The following is a 24561-nucleotide window of genomic DNA, read 5'->3' as shown; positions in this document are numbered from 1 at the left end:
CCGCCTGAACGGATCACCGTCGTAAAGCAGTCAGCCGAGAGCGTGCAGCCGTTCGGCCGCCTATGATTCGGCTCGCCGCACGGCTCCATACCCCTTGAAAGGCCGACCGATGTTGTGCCACGCCTGCCATGTGCACCTGCGGCGGGACTACCCGTACTGCCTGCACTGCGGCACGCTGCGCAAGGGCGCCGTCGTGGACTCGTACGCGGCGCCGGAGCTGCGGTGGGCCGACGCCGCGGGTGAGCGGGTCCACCCGCTCGTCAAGCCCACCACCACGATCGGCCGCAGCCCCGACAACGACATCGTGCTCGACGACGCCAGCGTCTCGCGCCACCACGCCCGGGTCGTGCGCAACGCCGAGGGCTTCCACCTCGAAGACCTCAACTCGTTCAACGGCACCACGATCGGCAGGCGCACCTTCCACGGCGACTGGGCACCGCTGCCCGATGAGTCCAAACTGCACATCGGCGACATACCGCTGCGATTCGCCCAGCCGCGGTCGGCGGCGATCGGCTCCAAGACGATGGTGCGCGGCGTCGAGCACAGCATCCTGCTGCCCGCCCCGGAAACCGAGGAAGCCCCGACGGCCACCGGCCCGCTCACGGCGCGGCCGCGGCGGCGCAGCGGCTGGGCCCTCAAGCAGGTGCCGGACATGCGCGGCGACCAGCAGTGGGTGCTGCGCAACACCCGCACCGGCCAGTATCTGCAGCTCGACGAGCGCGACGTGTTCCTGTGGCACCAGCTCGACGGCGAGAACACCGTGCGCGACCTGCTCTTCGCGTACGCCCAGCGCTACGGCGAGCTGGCGCTGCCCCGCATCGAGCGCACCCTGCGCACGTTCGCGGCACTGGAGCTGGTGCGCGGCCTGCACGGTCAGCGCGAGGCGGAGAAGCCGCCGCTGCTCAAGCGCTTCGGACAGGCGGTGCTGAAGACGCTGCTGCGTATGGAGGTGTCGGTCAAGGGCCTCGACAGCGTGTTCGGCCGGATGTACCGGTCGTTCGGCTGGCGCTTCTTCACGCGTACCGGCGTGGTCGGGCTCTGGTTGTGCATCCTCGGCGGCATCTACGCGATGGCCGTGGCCGGCGCCCACCAGAACCTGTTCGACATCAACGGCGCGGGCGTCTGGGGCGCGGTCGTCATCGCCGCCGGCTACCTGGTCGCGCTGATCGTGCACGAGTCGGCGCACGCGCTGGCCGTCAAGTCCTACGGCCGCACCGTCACCCGCGGCGGGTTCATGCTGATGATGGGCATGCCGTTCGCCTTCGTGGACACCTCCGACATGTGGTTCGGCAGCCGCTGGTCGCGCATCGTCGTGACGCTGTCCGGGCCGCTGTCGACCGCGGCCATCGCCGGGATGCTCGCCGCGGTCGCCGCCTGGGTGCCCGCGCCGCAGGTGTCCGGCATCGCCTACCAGCTGGCCTTCGGCCTCTACCTGAACACGCTGTACAACCTCAACCCGCTGATGCCGCTCGACGGATACCAGGCGCTCGCGGATGCGCTGCGGCTGCCGCGCCTGCGCGAGGAGGCGTCGGCGTACTTCACCAAGGGCATCTGGTCCGACATCAAGGCCGGTCGCAAGCCCGGCATCAAGCAGATAGGCATGGCGGCGTACGGCTTCACCGCCGTCGTCGGCACCGGCCTGTTCGTGCTGCTGGGCTTCCTCGCCTGGCGCGACCGGCTCGGCGGGCTCGTCGAGGAGTACCTGCCGCCCGGCATCGACGTGCTGGTCATCGTGCTCGGCATCGGCCTGATCATGTTCCCGATCTGGTACCGGCTGTTCCGCAAGCTGACCGGCTTCATCAAGTCCCGTAAGGCCGCAACGGCGGAGGTGGCGGCATGAGCCAGCCCATGTGGACCGTTCCTGGATACGTCGAGATCCGCGAGCTGGGGCGCGGCGCGTCCGGGCTGGTGGTGCTCGCCGAGCACGAGGCGACCCAGGTCAAGGTCGCCATCAAGTACCTGGCCGAGCAACTGCGCGACGACGAGACCTTCATCCGGGCGTTCCGGGCCGAGGCCCGGGTCATGGCCGAGGTGGAGTCGCCGCAGGTCGCGCGGTTGTACGAGTACATCGAAGCGCCCGGCGGCGCGGCGATCGTGATGGAGCTCGTCGACGGCGTCGCGCTGCGCGCGATCCTGCGCGAGCAGGGCCCCACCGAGCCCGAGGCGGCCCTGGTGGTGCTGAAAGGCTCGCTGCTCGGCCTGGCCGCCGCCCACGACCGCGGCGTCGTGCACCGCGACTACAAGCCCGAGAACGTGCTCGTCAACGGCGAGGGCCAGAGCAAGCTGGCCGACTTCGGCATCTCCGCGCGCAGCGGCCGCCAAGGCCCGCTCGCGGGCACGCCGTCGTACATGGCGCCCGAGCAGTGGGCCGGCGCTCCGGCCAGCCCGTCGACCGACATCTACGCGGCCACCGCCACGTTCTTCGAGTGCCTGGCCGGGCAGCCGCCCTTCCGCGCCCCCGGCGACATCCAGGGCCTGCGCCGCCAGCACGAGCAGGCACCGGTCCCGGTGGAGCTGGTGCCCGAAGCGGTACGCGGCCTGGTGCGACGGGGCCTGGCCAAGGACGCCAAGCAGCGCCCCAAGGACGCCGCGACGTTCCTGCGCGAACTGGAGGCCGTCGCCGGAGCCGGATACGGGGCCGAGTGGGAGGAGGAGGGCCGCAGCAAGCTGGCCCGCCGCGCCCTGCTGCTGGCGCTGCTGTTCCCGCTGGCCGCGGTGCAGGCCAACGCCACCGCCATCGGCACCACGATCCTCGGCATGTCCCGCAAGGCGTTCACCCTGGCGGCCAGCATCACCGCACTGGTGCTGATCCTGGGCGGCGCCGGAGCCGCGGCCCTGTGGCCGACGAGCACCAGCCCGACGCCACTGCCCAGCGTGAGCGCAGCAGCGGACGCATCACCGTCGCCGAGCGAGTCGCCGTCACCCTCCCCGTCGCCGAGCGAGTCGCCGTCGGAGAGCCCTTCCCCGTCGCCCTCCCCGTCCGACGAGCCGGAGCCGAGCCCCAGCAAGAAGCCGTCCCCCAAACCTTCGCCGTCTCCGTCGGCCTCACCGGTGACCCCGGCCGCCCCGATCGTCGCGTTCCTGCGCCCCAGCACATGCTGGCTGGTCAAGGGAATCTGCAACGGCACCTCGGCGGCCAGCGCGGGCAAGGAGTCCCGCACCACGGTCATCGTCAACACCGAGAACGCCGGTCGATACAACTACACGCTGCGGTTCACCGTGATCGACTACAACAACCAACCGATCGGCACCATCTCGCAGAAGACCCATGCCGTCCAGGGCATCACCGATGGGACCAGCACGACGGTCTCCACCAGCGTCGACATGAGCGGCCTTCTGCAGTGCAACACCCAGATCCGGGTGACCATCGAGACGACGCGGGGCGGCCCCGCTATTCCCACGAAGGTCTACTCTGCTCCCATCATTCAGAACGCCAACTGCATCATCGGCTGAGAAGGACGCGCTGCGGTGACCGACACCATCGGTGGCAAGTACACCCTGCTGGATGCGGGGCGGGCCGGACGGCTCGGCACGTGGCACACGGTGTCCACAGCGGAGGGCAAGCAGCGCGGCGCGCTGCGCCTGGAGGACCGGGGCCTGACCGACCCGGCGGCGGCACAGCGGCTCGCCGACGCGGTCAGCGCCCAGGCCCGCCTGCGCGTGCCCGGCCTGCTCAACGTCATCGACCAGGTGACCGAGGGCAGGCACAGCTGGCTGATCACCAACGCGGCACCGTCGCCGACGGTGGCGCAGGCGCTGGCGGCCGGGGTGACCCTGCCGCCCGCCGTCGCCGCGCTGATCGCCACCGACACCGCGCAGACGCTGCTCCGACTGCACCAGGCGAGCCTCGCGCACGGCGAGCTGAACACGCACGGCGTGGTGGTCAGCGCCGGAGGCGCGGCCCTGCTGTCCGAGGCCGGTTACGGGCACGCGGTGCTCGGCACGACCCCCGGCCCCGGCCATGACGCGGCAGGCTGGTCCCGGCTGCTGGCCGAGCTCGCCGACGCCTGCCGTGACGCCGAGACCCGGCAACTGCTGCGCCAGGCCGGGCAGCAGGCCGAGGCGGTCGGCGGCAGCGCCGGCCTGACCGCCGCGTTGAACACGCTGAGCGCTGCGGCGCAGCAGATCACCGGCTTCGGCGACCGCGCCGCGCTGAAGGCGCTCGCCGCACAGATGCACCCGATGTCCGCCGCGCCGGTCTCGGCACCGCCTGTCTCCGCGCCGCCCGCCGCCACCACGCCCGTATCGGCTCCTCCCGTCTCCGCGCCGCCCGCCGCTCCGGCGGGCGGGATGCCCGGTGGCGTCCCGGCGGCCGAGGAGACGGTGCAGCTGCCCGGCGGCTCCCACTCCGGGCCGCCGGTGCCGCAGCAGACGCCGCGGGCCGCACCCCCGACCGCGGTGATGCCGGTGGTGCCGCCGGACGGGGCGACCCGGCTCGGCAACCGTGCCGCCGAGGAGCAGCGCAAGTCCGGGGCGTACCAGGTCGGCCGGGCCGTCCCGCCCCCGGTGCACCAGCCGCAGCCGGACGTGAACCTGCGGTTCGGGCAGGGTGTGCCGCCCGCGCCGCCCGCCTGGCAGATCGCCGCCGCGCAGGCCGCCCCGCCGCCCCGCCGCAAGAAGTCGGTCGGCAAGCGCATCGCCGCGTTCTTCAGCGCGCTGACCACGGTCGCGCTGCTGGTCATCGCGGGCTATGTCGCCTGGACCTGGTGGCAGGAGAACAACAACGCCGTCCAGGTCACCAAGGTCACCGTCACGCCGGTCATCCCGCCGACCACCGCCGAATGCGACGTGAACGTCGACGTGGTGGGCCTCATCGAGACCGACGGCCAGGCCGGGAAGATCACGTACGAGTGGCTGCGCAACGACGGAGAGACCTCCGGCGCGCTGGAGCAGGCCGTCAAGAAGGGCCAGCGCAGCGTCCAGGTGCACCTGTTCTGGCGCTTCCAGGGCAAGGGCACCCGGGACGCCGAGGCCACCCTGCGCATCCTGAAGCCCACCGTGAGCCAGGGTTCGTCGAAGTTCACGTACTCCTGCAAGTGACGCACGGACACTGAGCCCACCCGCTGTCCGGCGGGTGGGCTCAGACGTGCGGCGATCAGGTGTCTCTGTCCAACAGGTCAGCCAGGATCAACTGCTCCACGGCGTACGCCCATTCCGGGCAGCGATGCCGTCGGCAGTGCACGCACATGTCGGTGGCCGGGTCGTCGCCGTGGACGGCGACGGCCTGCCAGTAACGTCTTGCCAGCTCATCCGGGATCGGGGCGTGACCCTGCGGAATGGTGCTCACGCCGACACCGCCTCGGCGTCCGCCCGGTGCCGGACGAGCCGGGGCGAGTGGGTGCGCAAGACCTGCTCACGCGCCACGCGATGGGTGCACGCGCCGCAGACCGAACCGACCGCGCCGCCGCAGGACGAACACCAGCTCGCCGCATGTCCGCGCAGCGCCCAACCGGCCAGCATCGCCAGCACGACGACCGCGCCGAGCCCGGCGACGGCCAAGTAGACTGCCATGAACCACCTCCGATGGAGTTGTGGGGGAGGCGGGGCACCGGGGACCAACCAGTGAGCCCCGCCTCCGGCTTTGGCCGCCCGTTCTCCAGGCAGCCCTTCGAGCGATCAATCGGTCGACATTCTGCCCGACGCAATCTGCGCCCGGCACGATTCATTCATGAGCCACCTTTACAGCCCGGTCCGATCACGACAGACTGGCTCAATGCCTGCGAGCCCCACCGCGATCCGGCGACGTATCGGATACAGATTGCGCGAGCTTCGAAACCGTGCTGGCATCACGACAGTTGAAGCAGCCGCCACAATCGGCGCCTCGGACGCAAAGATCAGCCGACTGGAACGGGGGTTGACCCCACTCCGACCTGGCGATGTAAGGCTGTTGCTCGACAGCTACGGCGGGCTCGACGAATCCGAGCGCGATCTTCTTGTACGCCTCGCAGCAGAGTCTGGCCGACGCGGCTGGTGGCAGGACTACGACCTGCCGGAATGGTTCAACGCCTACGTAGGCCTCGAAAGTGCGGCCTCCACCGTGGCCAACTTCGAGACCCACCTGATCCCAGGCTTGCTGCAAACCCCGGCATACGCGCAGGCGCTCATCCATCACGCTCAGCCGACCATGGCCGCCGAGCGAGTAGATCTCCTGGTCAGGGCTCGACTGGTCAGGCAGAAGAGGCTTGTCAACGACGACCCGCTGCGTCTGCGAGCCTTGATCGGTGAAGCAGCCCTGCACTGCGTCGTCGGCACTCCCGACGAGATGCAGGAGCAGTTCACGCACCTCGCAACCATGAGCCGGGCTGCCAATGTCGAGATCCGCGTCGTGCCGTTCACCTCGCCCGCTTACGCCGTACACGGTCGCTCGGTGGTCATCCTCGACTTCCCCGGAACTGGAGATCCCGGGCTGGCTTACTTTGACCACCTCGGCAAGGGATCATATGTTGAGGACGACGCCCAAGTCGCCGCACACCGTATGGCGTTCGAACTGCTTGTCGGATCTGCGCTGAGCGTCGAGGAATCCGCCAAGCTGTTCTTGGATCGGGGGAAGTGACCATGTTCGACAACGCCGTCTGGGTGAAGAGCAGCCGCAGTGACAGTCAGGGCGGCCAGTGCGTCGAGGTGGCTGTTACCCCGACGGCCGTCGGTATCCGCGACAGCAAGGACCGGGACGGCGCGGTACTCACCTTCGCCACCGACGACTGGACGGCATTCCTGACCGGCGTCAAAGCCGGCGAGTTCGACCGCTGACCGCTGGAGCACGCCATGCAGGTGAACCTCGTACAGGGCGACATCACGCGCCAGGAAGTGGACGCGATCGTCAATGCGGCCAACTCGTCGCTGCTCGGCGGCGGTGGCGTCGACGGCGCGATCCATCGCAAGGGCGGTCCGGAGATCCTTGCCGAATGCCGTGCGCTGCGGGCGTCCCACTACGGCCGAGGCCTGCCCACCGGCCAGGCCGTCGCCACCACCGCAGGCAAGCTGCCCGCGCGCTGGGTGGTGCACACCGTGGGACCCGTGTACAGCGCCACCGAGGACCGCGCCGAGCTGCTGCGCGACTGCTACCGCAACGCGCTGCGGGTGGCGGGCGAGCTGGGGGCGCGTACCGTCGCGTTCCCGCTGATCTCGTCGGGCATCTTCGGCTGGCCCATCGACGACGCCGTACGCCAGGCCCTGGCAGTGCTGGACAGCGCCGAGACGACGGTCGAGCAGGCCACCTTGGTCCTCTTCGACGCCGCCACCTACCAGTCCGCCCTGTCCGTGCGCGGCGCCCCAGCATAATCGCCGTCCGCGGTCAGGATGTCAGGTGACACCACGTCTTCTGACCACAAACGGCGATCATGAACAAGGGTTACCCGGCTAGCGGTCCGTGACTTTGGGGTGACCGGTGCCAGCATGTTTGATCCAGCAGATGCGGGCCTCATGGTCGACCACGTACCAGATGCGGCCACCCGCAGTCACCTCGTATTGCCACTGCTCAAGGCGTTCGCCGTCGTGGCTCGCCCAGGCTAGGTCGTACTTGGGACGGTGCTGCCGGTCGGTCTCGGGTTTGGGGCAGGGACTGTCGCGTAACGCCTCATACGCCGTCCGGGTGTTGCCGGCCGCTTGGCGGCACAGCTCCTCCCAGCCTTTCGCGGCGTCGTTGGCCGCGAACCTGATCGAGTACTCCCCTGGCAGCGCGGGTGGCGCGGCACGGTCGCCGCGCTTGGGCGTCATGCGGCCTCCGGCATCGGCACCGGGCCGTAGTCGCCGCTGGTCTCACCGGCGAGGATCGTGTGCAGGTCGGGGTCGGAGTGAGCCTCGGCCGTGTGCCGCCACGCGGTGAGCAGCACCGACACCGCGGCCATGTTCCCGAGTGCGCTGGCAGCGCCAGCCGTGGCGACGAACTCCTGGGCGAATTCATCAACGGCCGGGGCCGGGAGGAAACGCACCCACGGCAGCACGCGGGGCAGCACCTCGGCGATCACCTGCGGCTCGCGGCGGGCGATCTCCGCCAGCAGACGGGCGGTCATGTCGATGACCTGGCCCTCTTGCTCGGCGCGCGCGGCGGTCATGAGCACGAGGTCGTCCGCGTCGCGTCGGCGCAGCCGCACCGCACGCACCCGCGAGAGCCGGTCCGCCGTCGCCGACGGCTCCCGCAGCAACTCGGAGAACGGCACGCTCTCCACTGGAACAGTCATACTTCAACACTACTTCAGTAGTCGGCTCGACAACAGCATCCGGCCAGGAAACGCCGTAGCGGCTTCCGACGGCCCAGGACGTCACCGCGACGAGTAAAGGGGCGGCTCCGGTTCGGGTACGTAGGCGGCAGCGATGGGGGTCCGCACCGTCCAGCCGAGGGTGCTGTACAGCTGGCGTCCGTCGTCGGTGGCGACCAGGGCGCCGGTACGCATGCCGAGTCGAACTGCATGGTGCCCGAGCAGGCGCATCACTACCCTGCCGAGCCCGCGTCGCCGGTGCGCGGGGTCCGTCTCGACCTGGTCGATCACTCCGACCTCCCCGGCCGGCCCGAGCCTGCCGGAGGCCACGGGCGTGCCCGTCGCGTCGAGGACCGTCGCGACGACGACGTCGTCGGTCGTGGTTCGGATGGTGTACGGCGTGGGCGGCTGGTCGGCTTCGCCGGTGAACGTCGTGGTCATGAGGTAGCCGGTGTCGGCCATCGTCCACTGGGGCGGGAGGGCCGCGCGCAGGTACGCCGGGTCCGCGGCGACCTTGATCCACGTTCCGGGTGCGTCCTGCCGCTCGCCCAGCCGCGACAGCGACCGCTCATCGGGGGTGTGCAGGACGTAGCGCAGCCGATGGCCGGGAGCTCCGACGTCGATGCGCCATCCCTGCGGCACTGCCACCGGCACGGATGCGGCACGCGAGACAGCCCAGCCGTGGACCCAGCCGGCCATGAGGTCCGGCAGGTCGCGACGCCCGGCGGCAATGGTCCGGTCGTGCTGCTGCGTCATTTCCGCCTCCGTGAGCCGCCTTGTTGCAAGCTTATGGCAATAAGGACGGCGGCGGTCGGCGGGCACCATCATGGGACCGCCGTGCCGGAGCCCTCGGCGGTCAGCGAATCACCGCAGTCAGCGCCGCAACGAAGGCATCCGTGGTGCGTTCGTCCCGGACGGCGACGCGCAGCCAGTCCGGGCCCAGGCCCGGGAAGGTGTCGGCGCGGCGCACGGCGTAGCCCGCGTCGCGCAGGCGGCTGCGTACGCCCAGGCCGTCCGCGACCTTGAGCAGCACGAACGAGCTGGCCGGCGTGCCCGCGACGACCGCCTCGGGCAGTTGCCGCAGCGCCGCGAGGAGGTGCTCGCGGCGCGCGGTCAGCTCGTGGGCGATCTGCTCCTCGGCCGCGACAGCCGCGGGTGTCGCGCAGGCTGCCGCGGCGGCGAGCGCGGGCGTCGACACAGGCCACAGCGGTTGTACGGCGGCCAGCCGGCGCACCAGCTCCGGCGCGGCCAGCAGGTAGCCGACGCGCAGCCCGGCCAGGGCCCAGGTCTTGGTGAGGCTGCGCACCACCACCAGGCCGGGCAGGTCGCGCCGCGCAGCGAGCGAGTGCGGCTCGCCGGGGACGGTGTCGGCGAACGCCTCGTCGACCACCAGCACCCGGCCCGGCCGGGCCAGGCTCACGACCGCGTGCGCGGGGTGGGCGACCGAGGTCGGGTTGGTCGGGTTCCCGAGCAGCACCAGGTCTGCGTCGTCCGGGACGGCGGCCGGGTCCAGCGTGAACGGCTCGGGCAGCAGCACCCGGCCCACCCGGTGCCCAGCGGCGAGCAGCGCCGCCTCCGGCTCGGTGAACTGCGGATGCACCACGACCGGCCGCCGGGAGTCGCGTAACCCCTGGGCAAGCAGCGTGAACGCCTGGGCCGCACCGGCGGTGAGCAGCACCTCGTCCGGGTCCCGGCCGTGCCGGGCGGCGATCGCGGCGCGTGCCACCGTGCCGTCGGGGTAGGCGTCCAGGCGGCTCAGTGACGCCAGGATCGGCTCGGCGAGCCAGTCCGGCAGCGGGGCCTGCCGCACGTTCACCGCGAGGTCGACCAGACCGGCGCCGACCTCGACATCACCGTGATGCCCGAGGTCATTCCCGTCCACCACGCCGCTCACCCGCGCTGCCCGTTAACAAGGGCACCTTCCTCTACGGAATCCGATAAGAAGGTGCCCTTCCTTCGCCCCAGCCGGACGAGGACGGCGAGGGTGGCGGTGAGCAGACCGACGGCGGCGGAGAGGGTGGCGGCGCGGCGGATGTCGGGGGTGCGGGGTGCGGAGCCGTCGCCGAGGAACGGGCGGGTCTCCGCGCGGCCGAAGTAGATGTTCGTGCCGCCGAGGCGTACGCCGAGGGCGCCGGCGAAGGCCGACTCGCACTGGCCGGAGTTGGGGCTGGGATGGGCGTCGCCGTCCCGGCGCCAGATGTGCGCGGTACGGGCGGGCGAGCCGGACACCAGCGGCGCGGAGACCGTCGCCAGGGCGGCGGTGAGGCGGGACGGGAGCAGGTTGGCGGCGTCGTCGAGCCGGGCCGAGGCCGTGCCGAACCGGGCGTAGCGCGGCGAGCGGTGGCCGACCATGGCGTCGAGGGTGTTCACGGCGCGGTAGCCGACGATGCCGGGCAGCCCGGCCAGCGCGCCCCAGACCAGCGGCGCGACCTCGGCGTCGGCGGAGTTCTCCGCGATCGACTCGACCGTCGCGCGGGCCAGGCCTGGTTCGTCGAGTGCGGACGGGTCGCGGCCGCACAGGTGCGACAGCCGGGCGCGGGCCGCGGCCAGGTCGCCGCGTTCCAGCGCCCCGGCCATCAGGCCGCCCTCGCGGCGCAGGCTGCGCCCGCCGAGCGCGGCCCAGGTCCCGGCCGCCACCAGCACGGTACGCAGCACCGGCCGCCCCCGCGTGGCCCGCTGTGCCAGCACCGCGGCCGCCACCGGCACCCCGACGGCGAGCGCGGTGAACGCGGCCCCGGCCCGGCGCGAGTCGGCGTACGTGTACCGCTCCACGACCTTCGCGAAGTTGCCGAACCCGGCGACCGGGTGCAGCCGCCGCGGATCGCCGAAGGCCGCGTCGAGCGCCACTCCCGCCAGCATGCCCAGCGCGTCGGCCCGGCGGGCCGCCCGCCGGGCCGTCACCGGCCGGGCTCCGGCAGCACGTCGGTGCCGGTGTCGAGAATGGCCTCGCCGTCGGGTGTCAGCGGCTCGTCCATGAGGTGGCGGAAGGCGCGCAGGTTGTCGGTGGGCTCGCCGCGGCTGATCCGCCAGCGCCACTCCCGCTTGATCGCGGTGCTGAAGCCCAGCTCCAGCAGAGTGTCGAAGGACTCGTCGGCGGCCGCCAGCACCGCGCCGAGCAGCCGGTCCAGTTCCTGCGGCGAGACGGCGGCCAGCGGCAGGCGGCCGGTCAGGTAGACGTCGCCGACGGCGTCGACGGTGAACGCGACCCCGTACAGCTTCGCGTTGCGGCGCAGCAGCCAGGCCCAGACGGCCTCGCGGTTCTCGTCGGGCTGGCGCACCACGAACGCCTCGACGCGCAGCGCGTGCTCGCCGACGATCAGGTTCACGTTCGTCTTGAGCTTGTGCGTGCCGGGCAGGGTCACCACGTACGACTGGGGGCCGGTGCGGTCCAGGGGCAGCTCGGCGCAGGCCTGCTCGATGAGGGCGCAGGCCTGCTCGACCGTGGTCATGAGGCTCCTAGCGGGTCACCACCGGGCGCAGCCGGCGAGTTCGAGCTGCCGGCGGGACCGGTGCTCGGTCATCGCCTCACGATAGACGTCGAGCAGCCGGGTGGTCGTGTGGTCCCAGGAGAAGTCGTACGCGTGCTTGACCGCGCCCGCGGCCAGCTCCTCGCGGCGGCCGGGCTCGGCGAGCAGCCGGTCCAGCACCCGCGCCCAGTCGGCGGCGGCGTGCCCGTCGACCAGCACGCCGCTGACCTCGTCGCGCACTGCGGTGACCAGTCCGCCGACGGCGGCCGCCACCACGGGCGTGCCGCAGGCCTGCGCCTCCAGCGCGACCAGGCCGAACGACTCGTTGTGCGACGGCACGGCGACCAGGTCGGCCGCCCGGTACACGTCGGCGAGCCGGTCCCCGGCCTGCGGCGGCAGGAACCGCACCCGATCGCGTACGCCCAGCGTGTCGGCCAGCTCGATCAGCGCCGTCGGCCGGTCCAGGCCGGAACCGCTGGGGCCGCCGACGATCAGCGCGATCGCGTCGGGGTCGTGCAGCTCAGCCAGGGCGCGGATGAGCACGTCGGGAGCCTTCAGGGGCTGGATCCGGCCGACGAAAGCCATGATCTTCGCGCGGGGCGGCAGGCCGAGGCGGGCGCGGGCCGCGGCACGGTCGCCGGGGCGGAAGCGCTCCAGGTCGACGCCGGGGGCGACGACGGCGACCCGCTCCAGCGGCGCGCGGTAGAGGTCGATCAGCTCGCGGGCCTCGGTCGGGGTGTTCGCGACGAGCCGGTCGGACTGCTCGACGACCTGCTCCTCGCCGACCACGCGGCCCATCGGCTCGGCCCGGTCGCCCTCGGCCAGCTGCAGGTTCTTGACCTTGGCGAGGGTGTGCGCGGTGTGCACCAGCGGCACGCCCCAGCGGTCCTTGGCCAGCCAGCCGACCTGGCCCGACAGCCAGTAGTGGGAGGCCAGCAGGTCGTAGTGGCCGGGCGGGCGGGCCGCCTCGATGCCGAGCACGCCGTGCGTGAACGCGCACAGCTGCGCGGGCAGGTCTTCCTTGGCCAGGCCCTCGTACGGGCCCGCGCTGATGTGCCGGACGGTCACGCCGGGCGCGAGTTCCGCGCGCGGGGGCAGGTCGCCGCCGGTGGTCCGGGTGAAGACCTCGATCTCGATCCCGGCCCTGGCCAGGCGTTTGGACACCTCGACGATGTACACGTTCATGCCGCCCGCGTCCCCGGTGCCCGGTTGGTGCAGCGGGGACGTGTGCACGGAGAGCGTGGCGATCCGCCTGGGCAGCCCCTGGGGGAGGGAACGAGAGTTCACAGGTCGATCAACATCCGGGGGGCCGGGTGTCTTCCCGATCCGGGCGTGACGATCGTCGCAGCCCGGATGATGGGACGTCACGGCGCTTAGGATGCTGCTCATGTCGTACCAGAAGATCGCCGTCGTCTCCGGGGCGTCCAGCGGCATCGGCGCCGCCACCGCCCGACACCTCGCGGCCGCGGGCTACCACGTGCATGCGCTCGCCCGCCGCACCGAGCGGGTCGAAGCGCTCGCCAAGGAGATCAACGGCACCGCCGTGACCTGCGACGTCACCGACGACTACGCGGTCGCGGCGTACGCGGCGACGCTGGACCGGGTGGACCTGCTGGTGAACAACGCGGGCGGCGCGGTCGGCGCGGACCCGGTCGCGACCGCGAGCGTCGCCGACTGGCAGGCGATGTACGACGTGAACGTGCTCGGCACCCTGCGCCTGACCAAGGGCCTGCTGCCCGCCCTGATCGCCTCCGGCGCGGGCACCGTGGTCACCATCAGCTCCACCGCCGGGCTCATCGTGTACGAGGGCGGCGGCGGGTACGCGGCGGCCAAGCACGCCCAGACGGCCCTGGTCGAGACCCTGCGCCTGGAGCTGTGCGGCGAGCCGGTCCGCGTCGTCGAGATCGACCCCGGCATGGTCAAGACCGACGAGTTCGCCCTGAACCGCTTCGCCGGCGACGCCGCCCGCGCCGCCTCCGTCTACGCGGGTGTCGCCGAGCCCCTCACCGCGGACGACATCGCCTCCTGCGTCACCTGGTGCGCCACCCTCCCCCACCACATCAACATCGACCGCCTGGTAGTCCGCCCCCTCGCCCAAGCCGCCCAACACAAGGTCCACCGCGTCGGCGTGTGAGCCCCCGGTTCTGGGTTGATCATGAACCTACGGACGTGCTCGCCGGCGTGTCGCTCCCCCCGGACCGTGATCGCCAGCCGCCCACCCGGCGATCACGGCGTGGGGGTGGTGACACGCCGTCGAACACGTCCTTAAGTTCATGATCAACGCGGAGGGGAGGGGGCGGTGAAGCCGCAGGGGGAGATCACTCGGGGGACGACCAATCCGAACCGGCTGCGGCGGGTGGATCGGTGGATCGCGTGGTGGTGTGGGCGGGCGCTGGGGGATGCGGCGGATCCGCTGGTGGTGGACCTGGGTTATGGGGCCACGCCGATCACGGCGGTGGAGCTGCGGGGGCGGCTGTTGCGGGTGCGGCCCGACGTCAGGGTGACCGGGTTGGAGATCGATCCGGCGCGGGTCGCGGCGGCGCAGGCGGCCGCGGACCCGCCGGGCCTGACCTTCGCGCGGGGTGGGTTCGAGCTGGCCGGCCTGCGGCCCGTCGTGGTCCGGGCCTTCAACGTGCTGCGGCAGTACGACGAGAGCGCCGTCCCCGCCGCCTGGACCACGATGACCGCCGGCCTGGCCCCGGGCGGCTGGCTGGTCGAGGGCACCTGTGACGAGCTGGGCCGCCTGGCCGCCTGGGCGGCGCTGCCCGCCGGCGCGTCCGCCCCGGCCACGCTGACGCTGGCGGCGAAGCTGTCCGCACTGGAGTCCCCGGCGACATTCGCCGAGCGGCTGCCCAAGGCGCTGATCCACCGCAACGTGCCGGGCGAGCCGGTGTACGACCTGCTGCGCATGCTCGACGAGGCCTGGCGGCACGCCGCCCCGCTGGCCGTCTTCGGCCCCCGCCAGCGCTGGCTGGACGCGGTCTCCCGGCTCAAGGCGGCCGGGTGGCCGGTCCTGGACCGCCCGTCCCGCTGGCGCCTCGGCGAGGTCACCCTCTCCTGGCCCACGCGCTGACCGGCGTGATCGCTCGACTTGCCTGGCAACCGGGCGAAAGGCCGGTCCAGTCACGCACAGGTGCCGGGCAAATCGAGTGATCTTGTCTTGATCTGCACGCGCTCATGATCCGAGAAGGATGATCCCTTCCGGTCCAGCCGGTCGTTACGTCCGTTATGAACCTCATTGGGGAGTTTGTCGCTCTGTCGGCGCACGGCCGCCAGCAGCTCGCCGTGCAGACCAGCCCGCCGTTCCTGCTCGGGGTCGGCCTGCTGCTGCTCGGCGTCGTACTGCTGGTCGTCGCGTTCTTGCTGGCCCGCCGGTCCGCGGAGTGAACCGCGGCGACCTGATCCGCCTCGCCGTGCTGTTCGTGGTCTGCGGCGGCCTCGGCTGGCTGGCCGGGGGCCGGCGACGCCCGCACCACTGATCGCGCCACCCGCCACCGGTCCGACCTGCGGCGGCCTGGCCCGCGGCCTGCGCCGCCGACCGCGCCACCGGCCCGGCCGACGCCGCACCGGCCCGGCCGGCGCCGCCTCAGAGCTCGCAGCCGACCAGGACCGGTTCCGGGCGCAGGGTCACCCCGAGCCGCTCGTGCACCGTGTCACGGATCTCCGAAGCGAGTTCCAGCAGCTCCCCGGTGGTGCCGCCGCCCCGGTGCGTCAGCGCGAGGATGTGCTTGGACGAGATGCCGACCGCGCCGCGCGTGTAGCCGCGTGTGAAGCCGGCCCGCTCGATCAGCCACGCCGCGCTCACCTTCATCACCCCGTCCGCGCCCGGCCAGGCCGGCGGCTCCGTGCCGTCCAGCCGCCGGCGCAGCTCGGTGTACGCCGCCGCGCTGAGCACCGGGTTGGTGAAGAACGAGCCGACCGAGTCGGTGTCCGGGTCACCCGGGTCCAGCACCATGCCCTTGCTCCGGCGCAGCTCCAGCACGGACGCGCGGGCGTCGGCCGACGGCACCCGGTCGCCGTCGGCGACCCCGAGCAGGCGGGCCAGCTCGGCGTGTCCCACGGGGCCGGACAGCGGGTCCCGGCGCAGCCGGAACGTCACGTCGAGCACGACCCAGCGGTCGGTGTACTTGAACAGGCTGTTGCGGTACTCGAAGCGGCAGTCGGCGGGGCCGAAGACGTCGATCTCGCCCTCGGTGCGGTCGTACACCGTCACCGACTCGATCGTCTGCGACACGTCCTGGCCGTACGCGCCGACGTTCTGGATGGGTGTGGAGCCGGCCGCCCCCGGGATGCCGGACAGGCACTCGATGCCGGAAAGTCCGTCGGCGACGGTCTGGGCGACACAGTCATCCCACGGATGACCTGCGGCGACGCGTACGGACACCTCGTCGCCGTGCTCACCGACCACCTCGATCCCACTGGACCGGATCAGCAGCACGGTGCCGGGGAAGCCGACGTCGCCGATGACCACGTTGCTGCCCCCGCCGAGGACCAGCAGCGGCTCGTCGGCCCGGGCGGCCTCCTGCACGGCCGACACGATGTCGTCCGCGGACTCGGCCGTGACCAGCCGTCCGGCCGGGCCTCCCAGCCCTAGGGTGGTCAGGTCGGCGAGCGCGTGGCGGGCGGGACTATTGTCAGACACGTCACCACACTAGTGCCGCCACTGATCCCGAATGACCAGGTGGGGAAGACGCGATGAGGACGAGGCCATGAGAGCTCACGGCAGCAAGGAACTCTGGCTGGACTCGCTGCGCGCGGACGCGGCCGCGTTCCGCGCCGTCGCCGGCGAGGCCGAACTGACCGCGATCGTGCCCACGTGTCCGGACTGGACCGTGTTGAACCTGGTGCACCACCTGGGTGGGGTCTACCGCTGGGTGCGCAGCTTCGCCAGCCGCGGCATCACCAGCGCGCCCGATCCGGCGTCGCGCCGGCACGACTACCCGGGCGCGGACGACACGCTGACCTGGTTCGACGAGGAGTGCAAGAGCCTGCTGGAGCTGCTCGACGCGCTTGACCCGCACATGCCCGCCTGGAACTGGGCCCCGCAGGCGAAGACGGCCGACTTCTGGCACCGCCGGATGGCGCACGAGACCGCCGTGCACCGCTGGGACATGCAGATGTCGCAGGGCATGGCCGAGCCGCTCGACGACCGCCTGGCTGTCGACGGCATCACCGAGGTGCTGGACAGCTGGCTGCCCGCGGGCCGCCGCAAGGGCCCCACCGACCGGTTCGGCGTCGTGCAGCTCACCGCGCCCGAGGAGGGCCAGGAGTGGTTCGTCCGGCTGCGCGGCGAGGGCATCGCGCTGCTCGACACCGACACCCTGCTCGACGCCGACGGCCCGGAGACCCGCGTGCACGCGGCCGGCCCGGCCAGCGACCTGATGCTCGCCCTGTGGGGCCGGATCGGTTTCGACACGCTTGAGGTGAGCGGCGACGAGTCGCTGCTGGCCTGCCTGCGTACCGGCTGAGCGGCGGCGTCGATGCCCCGGCCGACCCTCGAACAGGTCGCGCAGCGGGCCGGGGTGTCCCGGGCCACCGTGTCGCGCGTCGTCAACGACTCCCCCACCGTCGCCGAGTCCATCCGCACCGCGGTGCGCCGGGCCATCGACGAGCTGGGGTACGTGCCGAACCAGGCCGCGCGCAGCCTCGTCACCCAGCGCACCGACTCGTACGCGCTGATCCTGCCGGAGAGCCCGTCCCGGGTCTTCTCCGACGACCAGTTCTTCCCCGGCATCATCCGCGGCGTCAGCCAGGAGCTCGACTCCGCGGACAAGCAGCTGGTGCTGATGGTGGCGGGCTCGCAGGCCAGCCACGACCGCATCGAGCGGTACGCGCTGGCCCGGCACATCGACGGCGTGCTCATCGCCTCGATGCACGGCGCCGACCCGCTGCCCGGCACGCTGGCCCGGATGGGCATCCCGGTGCTGTGCGGCGGGCGCCCGCTCGGCCAGACCCGGGTGCCGTACGTCGAGGTCGACAACGTCAACGGCGGCCGGATGGCCGTGCGCCACCTGCTGGAGACCGGGCGCACCCGGATCGCCACCATCGCCGGCCCGCAGGACATGGTGGCCGGCATCGACCGGCTCACCGGCTACCGAGAGGAGCTGCGCGGCAGCGACCGGCGCTCGATCGTGGCGGTCGGCGACTTCACCCGCGACTCCGGCGCGGTGGCCATGCGCCAGCTGCTGGAGGACGACCCCGACCTCGACGCCGTCTTCGTCGCCTCCGACCTGATGGCCCACGGCGCGCTGCAGGCATTGCAGGCCGCGGGCCGCCGCGTCCCCGACGACGTCGCCGTGATCGGCTTCGACGACATCGCGCTGGCCCGCTACACCGAGCCCCCGCTGAGCACGGTCCGCCAGCCCATCGTCGGCCAGGGCCGCGAGATGGCCCGCCAGCTGCTCCGCCTCGCCGCCGGCGAAGCCATCGCCGACAGCGTCATCCTCCCCACCGAACTCGTCATCCGCGGCACGACCTGAGTGCGAGGAAGGGCACCTTCTACATCGCTCCGCGATGTAGAAGGTGCCCTTCTTAACGCCAGACGAGCGTGGCGGTCGCTGTACCCGTCGTGGGCGCTGCAGTTTCGGGGAAACTGCGGCATCGCCCAGCCGCATGGGTGCAGTTTCCCCGAAACTGCAGCCAAGCGTCCGGACCGGCGCGTTTCAGCGCAGGGTGACGGTGGCGAGGACCGGGAAGTGGTCGCTGGCGGTGACCTGGTCGAGGACCGCGAAGTCGGTGAAGGCCACCTGGGGCGAGCCGAACACCCAGTCCACCCGGTTCGTCGGGCGGTCGGTCGGGGAGGTCCAGGCGGCGCCGTGGCCGGTGACGTCCTGCGCCGAGACCCAGCCCGCAGCCGTGAACTCGCGCTGCTCGGGCCAGCTCGGCCAGAAGTTGAAGTCGCCCGCGACCAGGGTCGGCACGGCCGGGTCCACCTTCGCCAGCAGCTCGTCGATCTGCGCGAGCCGGGTCGGCGTGTTCGGCTTGCGGTGCGTCAGGTGCGCGGTGACCACATCGAGGCTGCGGCCGCCGTGCAGGCCCACCGTCGCCTTCAGATACGACCGGCCCATCGGCCCCTGCCCGTACGGCAGTGGGCCCGTGCGCACCCCGCTGACCGGCAGCCGGGTCAGCAGCAGATTGCCGAACTGGCCGTCCGCGGCCGGTGACCACACGAACGGCATGCCCAGCTCGCGGGACAGGTACTCGGCCACGTCCACCCCGCCGCCGATGGCCCAGCCCCGGCTGACCTCCTGCAGCACCACCACGTCCGGGTGCACGGCCTGGATCGCCTCGGCCAGCTGGCGCGGGTCCGCCTGCCCGGTGGCGTCGTCCCGGCCGTACTTGACGTTCCAGCTCAGCACCTGCACGTCCACGGCGCTGGCGACGACGGGGTCGGTGACGGGACGGGTCGCGTACATCAGCGCGGGCGCCAGCAGTGCCAGCGCGAGCACGCCGGTGACCGGCGCGGGCCGGGCCACGACCGCGCGCAGGTCGACCCGCCAGCCGCCCGGGTGGAAGGGCCGCCGGCCCGTCCCGGCCAGCCCGACGGCGACCGCGAGCGCGATCAGCAGCCACCGGTTGTCGAACGGCAGCGGCATGTCGTAGTGCACCTGGAAGAGCAGCACAGGCAGGACCCAGACCAGCCCGTACGCCCATGAGCCGGAGTTGCCGGGGGCCGCGACCGCCCGCGCGACGGCGACCGCCGCGGACAGTTGGGTGAGGGCGATGCCGAGCAGCACCCACGGCCCGGTCCCCCACCAGGCCAGGGCGAGGCCGCCGGCCATCCCGGCGAGCGCCGCCGAGCCCGCGACCCAGTGGTCGGGCTCCGGGATCGCGTTCGTGCCGCCATGCAGCGTCAGCCGGCGCACCAGCTCGATCGCGACCAGCAGCACCACGATCACGACGGCCAGGCACAGCTGCAGCGCGACCCCCGACTGCGACGCGGCGAACGCCGGGTTGCCCAGCGTCGTCGTCCACAGCGCGAGGTAACCGCCCAGCGCCCAGGTGCGCCCGGTGCCTGCCGGCGCGGGCTCGTCCGTGCCGCGCAGCGCCAGGATGAAGATCGCAACGACCAGTGCGGTCATGCCGATGCGGTGCGGCAGCTGCCCCCACGTCGGGTCCCAGGTGACCGTCAGCGAGCGGACGGCCAGGTCGACGACGCCACCGGCGAGCAGGCCGACGGTCGCGGTGACCCCGTCGGCCGCCTGCCGCACGACCAGTGCCAGCGCGGTCATGCCGAACACCGCACCGGCTGCCGTCAGCGCCAGGGACGGCCCGACGGCCGTCGTGGCCCACCAGGCCAGGGCCAGCCCGGTCGTCATCGCGACCAGCACCGGGACCCGGCCCAGCGCCCGGGGCAGGACCAACAGCAGCACACCGGGCACGGCGAAGATCGCGAGTGCGATCAGGGCCGCGTTGACGATGCCGACCGGTCCCGCCACCTGGTCCAGCAGCGGCCCGCAGGCGCGCAGCAGTTGGGCGGTGCCGGCGAACAGCAGCGCGACGAGGGCGAGGGTCTTCCGCGACACGGGGTGGGGTCCTACTTCTCGATGGGCAGGCCGAGCGAGCGGCGGGCGAGCAGCGTACCGCCCGCCACCGCGGCCGGCATGATCAGCACGGCGCCGAACGGGATCAGGAAGCAGCAGAACACCGCGACACCGAAGCCCAGCGCGCTCGCCCGGTGCTTGCGCAGCGCCACCCGGCGGTCGGGCAGCCGCCGACCGCGGCGGTTGAACGCGACCGCGACGAGTTCCAGCGCCAGGAACCAGCCGCCGACGAACGCGCCGAGCACGGGGATCACCGTCTGCCCGACGACCGGGATGAAGCCGCCCGCGAACAGCGGGATCGCGATCATCAACGACACCGCCAGCAGCCGCAGCGCGTCGAAGACGCTGCGCCGCAGCTCCTGGTGCCAGGGCAGGTCGACCGCGTCGGGCACGCCGCCGAAGTCGTCCTCCACGGCCTTGCTGATCGCCTCGTAGAACGGGTCACCGATGAGCAGCGTCACCGCCGTGAACGACAGCACCGCGAACAACCCGCTGACCCCGACCAGGGCGATGCCGGCGAACAGCCGCACCGAGGAGCGCAGGCTCTCCGCCCAGTCGTCGGCGAACCAGGTCACCGTCGCCGACAGCTCGTCGACGTAGTAGAAGAGCAGCGTGAACAACCCGCCGAACAGCAGCAGGCTGAGCACCGCGGGGATCAGCCCCAGCAGGATCAGTTTCGGGCTGCGCACATAGCGCCCGACGCCGCGCAGGAGCAGGCGTACGCCGGTGAAGAATTCGGATACCACGTGACCAGCCACGACCCGGGAGCCTAGTGGACTCGGGTGCGCAGCCGTAAGGGCCGCCGCTGCGGCGAACCCGGGACGAGCCACTGGCGCAGGTCAGCCGTTCAGGAAGCCGGAGATCCGTTCCCGCAGGTCGGCGCGCTCGTGCCAGAGCACCGAGGGTCGGTTGTAGATGTGCAGGGTCGCCTCCGGCAGCACGCTGGCCAGTTCCTCGGCGACCGACGCCGGGTGCAGGTCGTCCCCGATGCAGCCGATGACCAGCACCTGCGCGCTGACGTCCCGGAGCAGGTTCACGTCCGGCACCGGCACCTGGTCGGGCAGGGTGAGCAGGCCGCTGCTCAGGCCGGTGTTCATCAGGGTGTTCAGCCGCTGCCGCACGTACGCCCAGCCGGAGGCGCCGTTGCGGGCCGACGGCGGGATCTCCTCGACCACGGCGTTGGCGACGGTCGGCAGGTCACCGCTGTTGATCGCCTCAAGGAGGTTGACCAGCCGGCGGCGGGCCGCCTCCGGCCGCGGGCGGTCGAGCACCGCGGGCAGGAACAGCACGACCTTCTCGAACCGGTCCGGCGTCTCGGCCAGCAGCCGGCACAGCGCGCCCGCCCCGAGGCTCACCCCGAGGGCGCGGGTGGCACCCGTCATGTCGGCGATGGCGCGCAGGTCACGGGCCAGGTCGCCGTAGTCCCAGGAGCCGCGCGGCGAGCTGGACTCGCCGTGGCCGCGGAACTGGAAGAAGACCCGCTTGCCGGCGACGGCGCTGCCCAGCGGCCGGGTCTCGGCGATGCCGTGGCCGAGCCCGTGCGCGAAGACGGTGACCGGCTCGCCGACACCCGTGCTGAGGCGTTCCAACTGCACGCCGTGCGGGGTGTCGACGATCTCGGTGGGCAGCGCGGGCGGGGCGGGGCGGCCGGTGTTCGGAGCGGAGTTGCGCGGCTTGCCGAGGCGTCGGGGGAATCCGTCCGGCGGGGGCGGCCAGCGCAGATCGTTGATCACTGAGTCACCAGGGTCCCTCGGCGGCCTCACGCAGGCCGCGGCGCACGTCCAGCAGGTAGTACGCGCCGAGGCCGGCGCCGATGTAGGCGAAGAGGCCGAAGCCGGTGAAGACGGTCAGCAGGGCCATCAGCCCGATCACCAGCATCCAGCCGACCTTGGGCATGGTGCCGATCGCCGGGAACGCATCCTTGCGGCGGATCACGCAGTCCGCGAAGGCCCAGAGCAGGACCCCGAGGATGACGATCCACAGGATGAGATTGATCCAGCCCTGAATAGCGAACGCAACCATGGGTCACAGCTTAGAACCATCGAGCCCGGCATCCCAGCGGTGACGACGCCGGATACGTCTCGTCGCGGCGTGCCGACCGGTCGATCGGCGCGCCGCGACGAGTACGCGCGGTCACTTGGCGGCGCGCGGCGGCTTCTTCGCGGCGGGCTTGGCGGCCGGCGGCACGTCCTCGGACGGCTTGGCCTTCGCCTCAGCCTTGGCCTCCGCCGTGTGGGCGGACGCGGTCTCGGCCTTCGGCTCGAAGCCCGGCGTCGCCGGCTGCTCCGTGAACGCCTGCTCGCCGCGGGCGACCAGCGCGTCGTAGAGCTTGGTGGCCTTCTCCGCCGCGGTCTGCGTGCCGGCGACGATGCTGTCGCGGATCTGCGCCGCGTCGACCTTCGAGGTGAGCTCGGCGGCCTTGCTGGTGGCGAAGGCGCCGTACTCGTTGGCCTTGGCCTTCCACTGCGGCACGTCGGCCTTGGCCGCCTGGTCGGCGAACTCGGCCGCCTTGTCGCGCAGCTTGTCGGCCAGCTCGGGCAGCTTGCGGAGCTGCTCGTAGGCCATGTCGCCCACGCCCGCGGCGGCGTAGAACGCGCTCGGGTAGGTGCGGTCGTCGGTCTTGCCCGACTTGCTCGACGTCTGGGTCATGGTCACTGTTCCTCCTGTGCCTGCTGGCGCACGGCCTTCTTGACCGCCTTCTTGACCGTCGGCTTCTTCGCCGTGGCGACGGGCGGCTCCGCCGGAGCGGACTCCGTGGCGGCGGCCTCTTCGGCGCGCGCGTTCTCGCGTACGAACGTCTCGTAGATCTGCGTGAGTGACTGTTTCTGCGCGACCGTCAGCAGCGGGTCGGCCGCTATCGCGGTCGGCACGCCCTGGTGGTCGTCAGAGCCGAGCAGCCCGGCCTTGAGGTACATGGCCGGGGTGGAGACCCGCAGCGCCGCAGCCAGCTGGGCCAGGACCTCGGCGGACGGCTTGCGCAGCCCGCGTTCGATCTGGCTGAGGTACGGATTGCTGATGTTGGCCTGCTCGGCCAGCTGCCGCAGGGAAATGCGGGCGTTCTCCCGCAGATCCTTGATGAAGGCGCCGATGTCGGGACTCTGCACGCCCACCAAGCTACCCACGACCGCTAGCAAGAGCAAGCATATTGCTAACTACCCGCTAGCGACCTACGCCACGCCACAAACCACCCATTCCCGACCCACCCCAGCCCACCCCCGGTTCAGTCGATCATGAACCTGAGGACGTGATGGACGGCGTGTCGCAACCCACGCGCCGTGATCAAGAGCGCTGGCGCCGATCGACGGGATCGATCACGGCAGCAGGGTGGTGACACGCCGCCGAACACGTCCATAGGTTCATGATCGACGCGGCAGAGGTGGGGCGGTGGTGGGAGGGGTCGGTTACCAGAGGGGGTGGAGGGCGCCTACCGGGCGGCCGCCGCCGAGGAGGGTGGGTTCGGCGAGGGTGGGGACGTGGGCGGGGATGCCGAGGCGGTGCAGGGCGGTGATCATGATGGGGCCGCGGGCGCGGGCGGTGCCGTCGTCGATCTTGATGGCTACCGCGCCCTTGCCGGGGACCGCCGCGGCCCAGACGCCTTCCGCGCCGACCTTGCAGACCAGGCCGGGCACGGCGCGCATGAGCTGGGCGTCCTCGCGGTTGGTGCCGCTGACCAGCTCCGGATACGCCCGCATGGCGTCGGCGACCGAGCGCTCCAGCGAGCCGGGCACGCCCTCGGCGAGCCGGCGGAACGCGGTGGCCAGACCGGTCAGCGACAGCGCGAGCACGGGCGCGCCGCAGCCGTCGACGCCCATCGCGGCCGCGGACTCGCCCGCGAACTCCTCGATGGTCTCGTTGAGGCGCTGCTGCAGCGGGTGGTCGGGCTGGAAGTAGTCCTCCACGGCCCAGCCGGCGGCGCGGCAGGTCAGCAGCATGCCGGAGTGCTTGCCGGAGCAGTTCATGTAGACGCGCTGCGGGGTGCCCCCGCTGGCGATCTTCGCGGCGTCGTCGAGCGGCAGGTCGGGCGGGCAGCGCAGGGCGGCCTCGGTGAGCCCGCCGCTGCGCAGCAGTGCGCGCACCCGGGCGATGTGGAAGTCCTCGCCGTAGTGGCTGGCCGCGACCAGCGCCAGGTCGGCGGGATCGGCCAGCCGCAGCCCCGCCCGCAGCATGCCGATGGCCTGCATGGGCTTGTTGGACGAGCGCGCGAAAATCGGCCCGGTGACGTCACCGGCGGACGCGACGGGGTTTCCGGCGGCGTCCAGGACGATCACCGACCCGCGGTGGCCACCCTCGACGAAACCGCTGCGCTCCACCTCGACGAGCGGTACGCCGCCCTCGTAAACCTTGCCCATGGTA

The 24561-nt window shown here is 72.1% G+C and carries 28 protein-coding genes; 11 read left to right on the top strand and 17 right to left on the bottom strand.

The window, feature by feature from the left end; all coding sequences use genetic code 11:
- Window positions 1–130: 130 nt before the first annotated feature.
- The 3 genes from HAV39_RS29435 to HAV39_RS29425 are packed head-to-tail and all read left to right on the top strand — an operon-like array spanning window position 131 to window position 5040.
- Complete coding sequence (locus tag HAV39_RS29435) at window positions 131–1840, top strand: FHA domain-containing protein (protein WP_191842433.1); 1710 nt, start codon at window positions 131–133, stop codon at window positions 1838–1840.
- Window positions 1837–3453, top strand: a complete 1617-nt coding sequence (locus HAV39_RS29430; protein WP_239120564.1) for a serine/threonine-protein kinase — start codon at window positions 1837–1839, stop codon at window positions 3451–3453. Before HAV39_RS29435 ends, HAV39_RS29430 begins: the two co-directional genes overlap by 4 nt.
- Before the next feature lie 15 nt (window positions 3454–3468).
- Window positions 3469–5040, top strand: a complete 1572-nt coding sequence (locus HAV39_RS29425; RefSeq protein WP_191842432.1) for a protein kinase family protein — start codon at window positions 3469–3471, stop codon at window positions 5038–5040.
- A gap of 55 nt (window positions 5041–5095) precedes the next feature.
- Here HAV39_RS29425 and HAV39_RS29420 read toward each other — a convergent pair whose 3' ends face one another.
- Both HAV39_RS29420 and HAV39_RS29415 read right to left on the bottom strand, forming a co-directional pair.
- The gene (locus HAV39_RS29420; RefSeq protein ID WP_191842431.1) at window positions 5096–5287 is read right to left on the bottom strand and encodes a hypothetical protein; all 192 of its coding nucleotides are present in this window, start codon (window positions 5285–5287) and stop codon (window positions 5096–5098) included.
- Complete coding sequence (locus HAV39_RS29415; protein ID WP_191842430.1) at window positions 5284–5511, bottom strand: hypothetical protein; 228 nt, start codon at window positions 5509–5511, stop codon at window positions 5284–5286. The genes HAV39_RS29420 and HAV39_RS29415 overlap by 4 nt, the downstream gene beginning before the upstream one ends.
- 157 nt (window positions 5512–5668) lie before the next feature.
- Here HAV39_RS29415 and HAV39_RS29410 point away from each other — a divergent pair, with 157 nt between their 5' ends.
- Genes HAV39_RS29410 through HAV39_RS29400 form a run of 3 tightly spaced genes read left to right on the top strand, consistent with a single transcriptional unit; the run spans window position 5669 to window position 7281 of the window.
- Window positions 5669–6553: a helix-turn-helix domain-containing protein gene (locus tag HAV39_RS29410; protein ID WP_308440872.1), complete on the top strand. Its 885-nt coding sequence runs from the start codon at window positions 5669–5671 to the stop codon at window positions 6551–6553.
- Between the two features lie 2 nt (window positions 6554–6555).
- Window positions 6556–6750 carry a DUF397 domain-containing protein gene (locus HAV39_RS29405; RefSeq protein WP_191842428.1) on the top strand — a complete coding sequence of 65 codons (195 nt, stop codon included), beginning with the start codon at window positions 6556–6558 and terminating at the stop codon, window positions 6748–6750.
- A gap of 15 nt (window positions 6751–6765) precedes the next feature.
- On the top strand, window positions 6766–7281 hold the full coding sequence (locus HAV39_RS29400; RefSeq protein WP_191842427.1) for an O-acetyl-ADP-ribose deacetylase: 516 nt from the start codon (window positions 6766–6768) through the stop codon (window positions 7279–7281).
- A gap of 78 nt (window positions 7282–7359) precedes the next feature.
- On the opposite strand, the gene HAV39_RS29395 is transcribed toward HAV39_RS29400, so the two are convergent.
- The 7 genes from HAV39_RS29395 to mshA form a co-directional block, all read right to left on the bottom strand.
- Window positions 7360–7716 carry a hypothetical protein gene (locus HAV39_RS29395; protein ID WP_191842426.1) on the bottom strand — a complete coding sequence of 119 codons (357 nt, stop codon included), beginning with the start codon at window positions 7714–7716 and terminating at the stop codon, window positions 7360–7362.
- Entirely contained in the window at window positions 7713–8180 is a 468-nt protein-coding gene (locus HAV39_RS29390; protein WP_191842425.1) for a hypothetical protein, read from the bottom strand. The genes HAV39_RS29395 and HAV39_RS29390 overlap by 4 nt, the downstream gene beginning before the upstream one ends.
- 81 nt (window positions 8181–8261) lie before the next feature.
- Entirely contained in the window at window positions 8262–8954 is a 693-nt protein-coding gene (locus tag HAV39_RS29385; RefSeq protein WP_191842424.1) for a GNAT family N-acetyltransferase, read from the bottom strand.
- A gap of 100 nt (window positions 8955–9054) precedes the next feature.
- Entirely contained in the window at window positions 9055–10083 is a 1029-nt protein-coding gene (gene cobC / locus HAV39_RS29380; RefSeq protein ID WP_239120562.1) for an Rv2231c family histidinol phosphate aminotransferase CobC, read from the bottom strand.
- Between the two features lie 5 nt (window positions 10084–10088).
- On the bottom strand, window positions 10089–11057 hold the full coding sequence (locus tag HAV39_RS29375) for a cobalamin biosynthesis protein (RefSeq protein WP_191842514.1): 969 nt from the start codon (window positions 11055–11057) through the stop codon (window positions 10089–10091).
- A gap of 38 nt (window positions 11058–11095) precedes the next feature.
- Window positions 11096–11647, bottom strand: a complete 552-nt coding sequence (locus tag HAV39_RS29370; protein WP_191842422.1) for a type III secretion system chaperone family protein — start codon at window positions 11645–11647, stop codon at window positions 11096–11098.
- 15 nt (window positions 11648–11662) lie between these two features.
- On the bottom strand, window positions 11663–12952 hold the full coding sequence (mshA, locus tag HAV39_RS29365) for a D-inositol-3-phosphate glycosyltransferase (protein WP_239120561.1): 1290 nt from the start codon (window positions 12950–12952) through the stop codon (window positions 11663–11665).
- Between the two features lie 100 nt (window positions 12953–13052).
- On the opposite strand from mshA, the gene HAV39_RS29360 reads away from it, so the two are divergent.
- The 3 genes from HAV39_RS29360 (at window position 13053) to HAV39_RS29350 (ending at window position 15052) form a co-directional block, all read left to right on the top strand.
- Window positions 13053–13799 (top strand): SDR family NAD(P)-dependent oxidoreductase, encoded by a 747-nt coding sequence (locus HAV39_RS29360; RefSeq protein ID WP_191842420.1) that lies wholly within the window; start codon window positions 13053–13055, stop codon window positions 13797–13799.
- A gap of 165 nt (window positions 13800–13964) precedes the next feature.
- Window positions 13965–14738, top strand: coding sequence for a class I SAM-dependent methyltransferase (locus HAV39_RS29355; RefSeq protein ID WP_191842419.1), 774 nt, complete (start codon window positions 13965–13967; stop codon window positions 14736–14738).
- Between the two features lie 155 nt (window positions 14739–14893).
- A complete protein-coding gene (locus HAV39_RS29350; RefSeq protein WP_191842418.1) occupies window positions 14894–15052 on the top strand; it encodes a hypothetical protein in 159 nt (52 codons plus the stop codon).
- A 199-nt stretch (window positions 15053–15251) separates the two neighbouring features.
- On the opposite strand, the gene HAV39_RS29345 is transcribed toward HAV39_RS29350, so the two are convergent.
- Window positions 15252–16307 carry a UDP-N-acetylmuramate dehydrogenase gene (locus tag HAV39_RS29345; protein WP_191842417.1) on the bottom strand — a complete coding sequence of 352 codons (1056 nt, stop codon included), beginning with the start codon at window positions 16305–16307 and terminating at the stop codon, window positions 15252–15254.
- 67 nt (window positions 16308–16374) lie between these two features.
- On the opposite strand from HAV39_RS29345, the gene HAV39_RS29340 reads away from it, so the two are divergent.
- Together HAV39_RS29340 and HAV39_RS29335 are read left to right on the top strand one after the other, a co-directional pair.
- Window positions 16375–17133, top strand: coding sequence for a maleylpyruvate isomerase family mycothiol-dependent enzyme (locus tag HAV39_RS29340; protein ID WP_191842416.1), 759 nt, complete (start codon window positions 16375–16377; stop codon window positions 17131–17133).
- Window positions 17134–17145: 12 nt separating this feature from the next.
- Window positions 17146–18144 carry a LacI family DNA-binding transcriptional regulator gene (locus HAV39_RS29335; RefSeq protein WP_191842415.1) on the top strand — a complete coding sequence of 333 codons (999 nt, stop codon included), beginning with the start codon at window positions 17146–17148 and terminating at the stop codon, window positions 18142–18144.
- Between the two features lie 183 nt (window positions 18145–18327).
- Here the strand turns inward: HAV39_RS29335 and HAV39_RS29330 are convergent, their stop codons facing one another.
- From HAV39_RS29330 to HAV39_RS29300, 7 genes are all read right to left on the bottom strand, one after another.
- A complete protein-coding gene (locus HAV39_RS29330) occupies window positions 18328–20190 on the bottom strand; it encodes an endonuclease/exonuclease/phosphatase family protein (RefSeq protein ID WP_191842414.1) in 1863 nt (620 codons plus the stop codon).
- Window positions 20191–20201: 11 nt separating this feature from the next.
- A complete protein-coding gene (locus HAV39_RS29325) occupies window positions 20202–20966 on the bottom strand; it encodes an EI24 domain-containing protein (RefSeq protein ID WP_191842413.1) in 765 nt (254 codons plus the stop codon).
- Between the two features lie 81 nt (window positions 20967–21047).
- Window positions 21048–21938, bottom strand: coding sequence for an alpha/beta fold hydrolase (locus HAV39_RS29320; protein WP_191842513.1), 891 nt, complete (start codon window positions 21936–21938; stop codon window positions 21048–21050).
- A gap of 7 nt (window positions 21939–21945) precedes the next feature.
- Entirely contained in the window at window positions 21946–22230 is a 285-nt protein-coding gene (locus HAV39_RS29315) for a DUF2516 family protein (RefSeq protein ID WP_191842412.1), read from the bottom strand.
- 111 nt (window positions 22231–22341) lie between these two features.
- Window positions 22342–22857, bottom strand: coding sequence for a hypothetical protein (locus HAV39_RS29310; RefSeq protein WP_191842411.1), 516 nt, complete (start codon window positions 22855–22857; stop codon window positions 22342–22344).
- 2 nt (window positions 22858–22859) lie between these two features.
- Window positions 22860–23318 (bottom strand): helix-turn-helix domain-containing protein, encoded by a 459-nt coding sequence (locus HAV39_RS29305; RefSeq protein ID WP_373311752.1) that lies wholly within the window; start codon window positions 23316–23318, stop codon window positions 22860–22862.
- A 291-nt stretch (window positions 23319–23609) separates the two neighbouring features.
- Window positions 23610–24557, bottom strand: a complete 948-nt coding sequence (locus tag HAV39_RS29300) for an asparaginase (RefSeq protein WP_191842409.1) — start codon at window positions 24555–24557, stop codon at window positions 23610–23612.
- Window positions 24558–24561 lie beyond the last annotated feature (4 nt).

The sequence above is a fragment of the Catellatospora chokoriensis genome, from assembly GCF_011297315.1.
Lineage (GTDB): Bacteria > Actinomycetota > Actinomycetes > Mycobacteriales > Micromonosporaceae > Catellatospora > Catellatospora citrea.
Note: the sequence above shows the minus strand (reverse complement) of the source record. Positions and strands in the feature narration are given on the sequence as shown.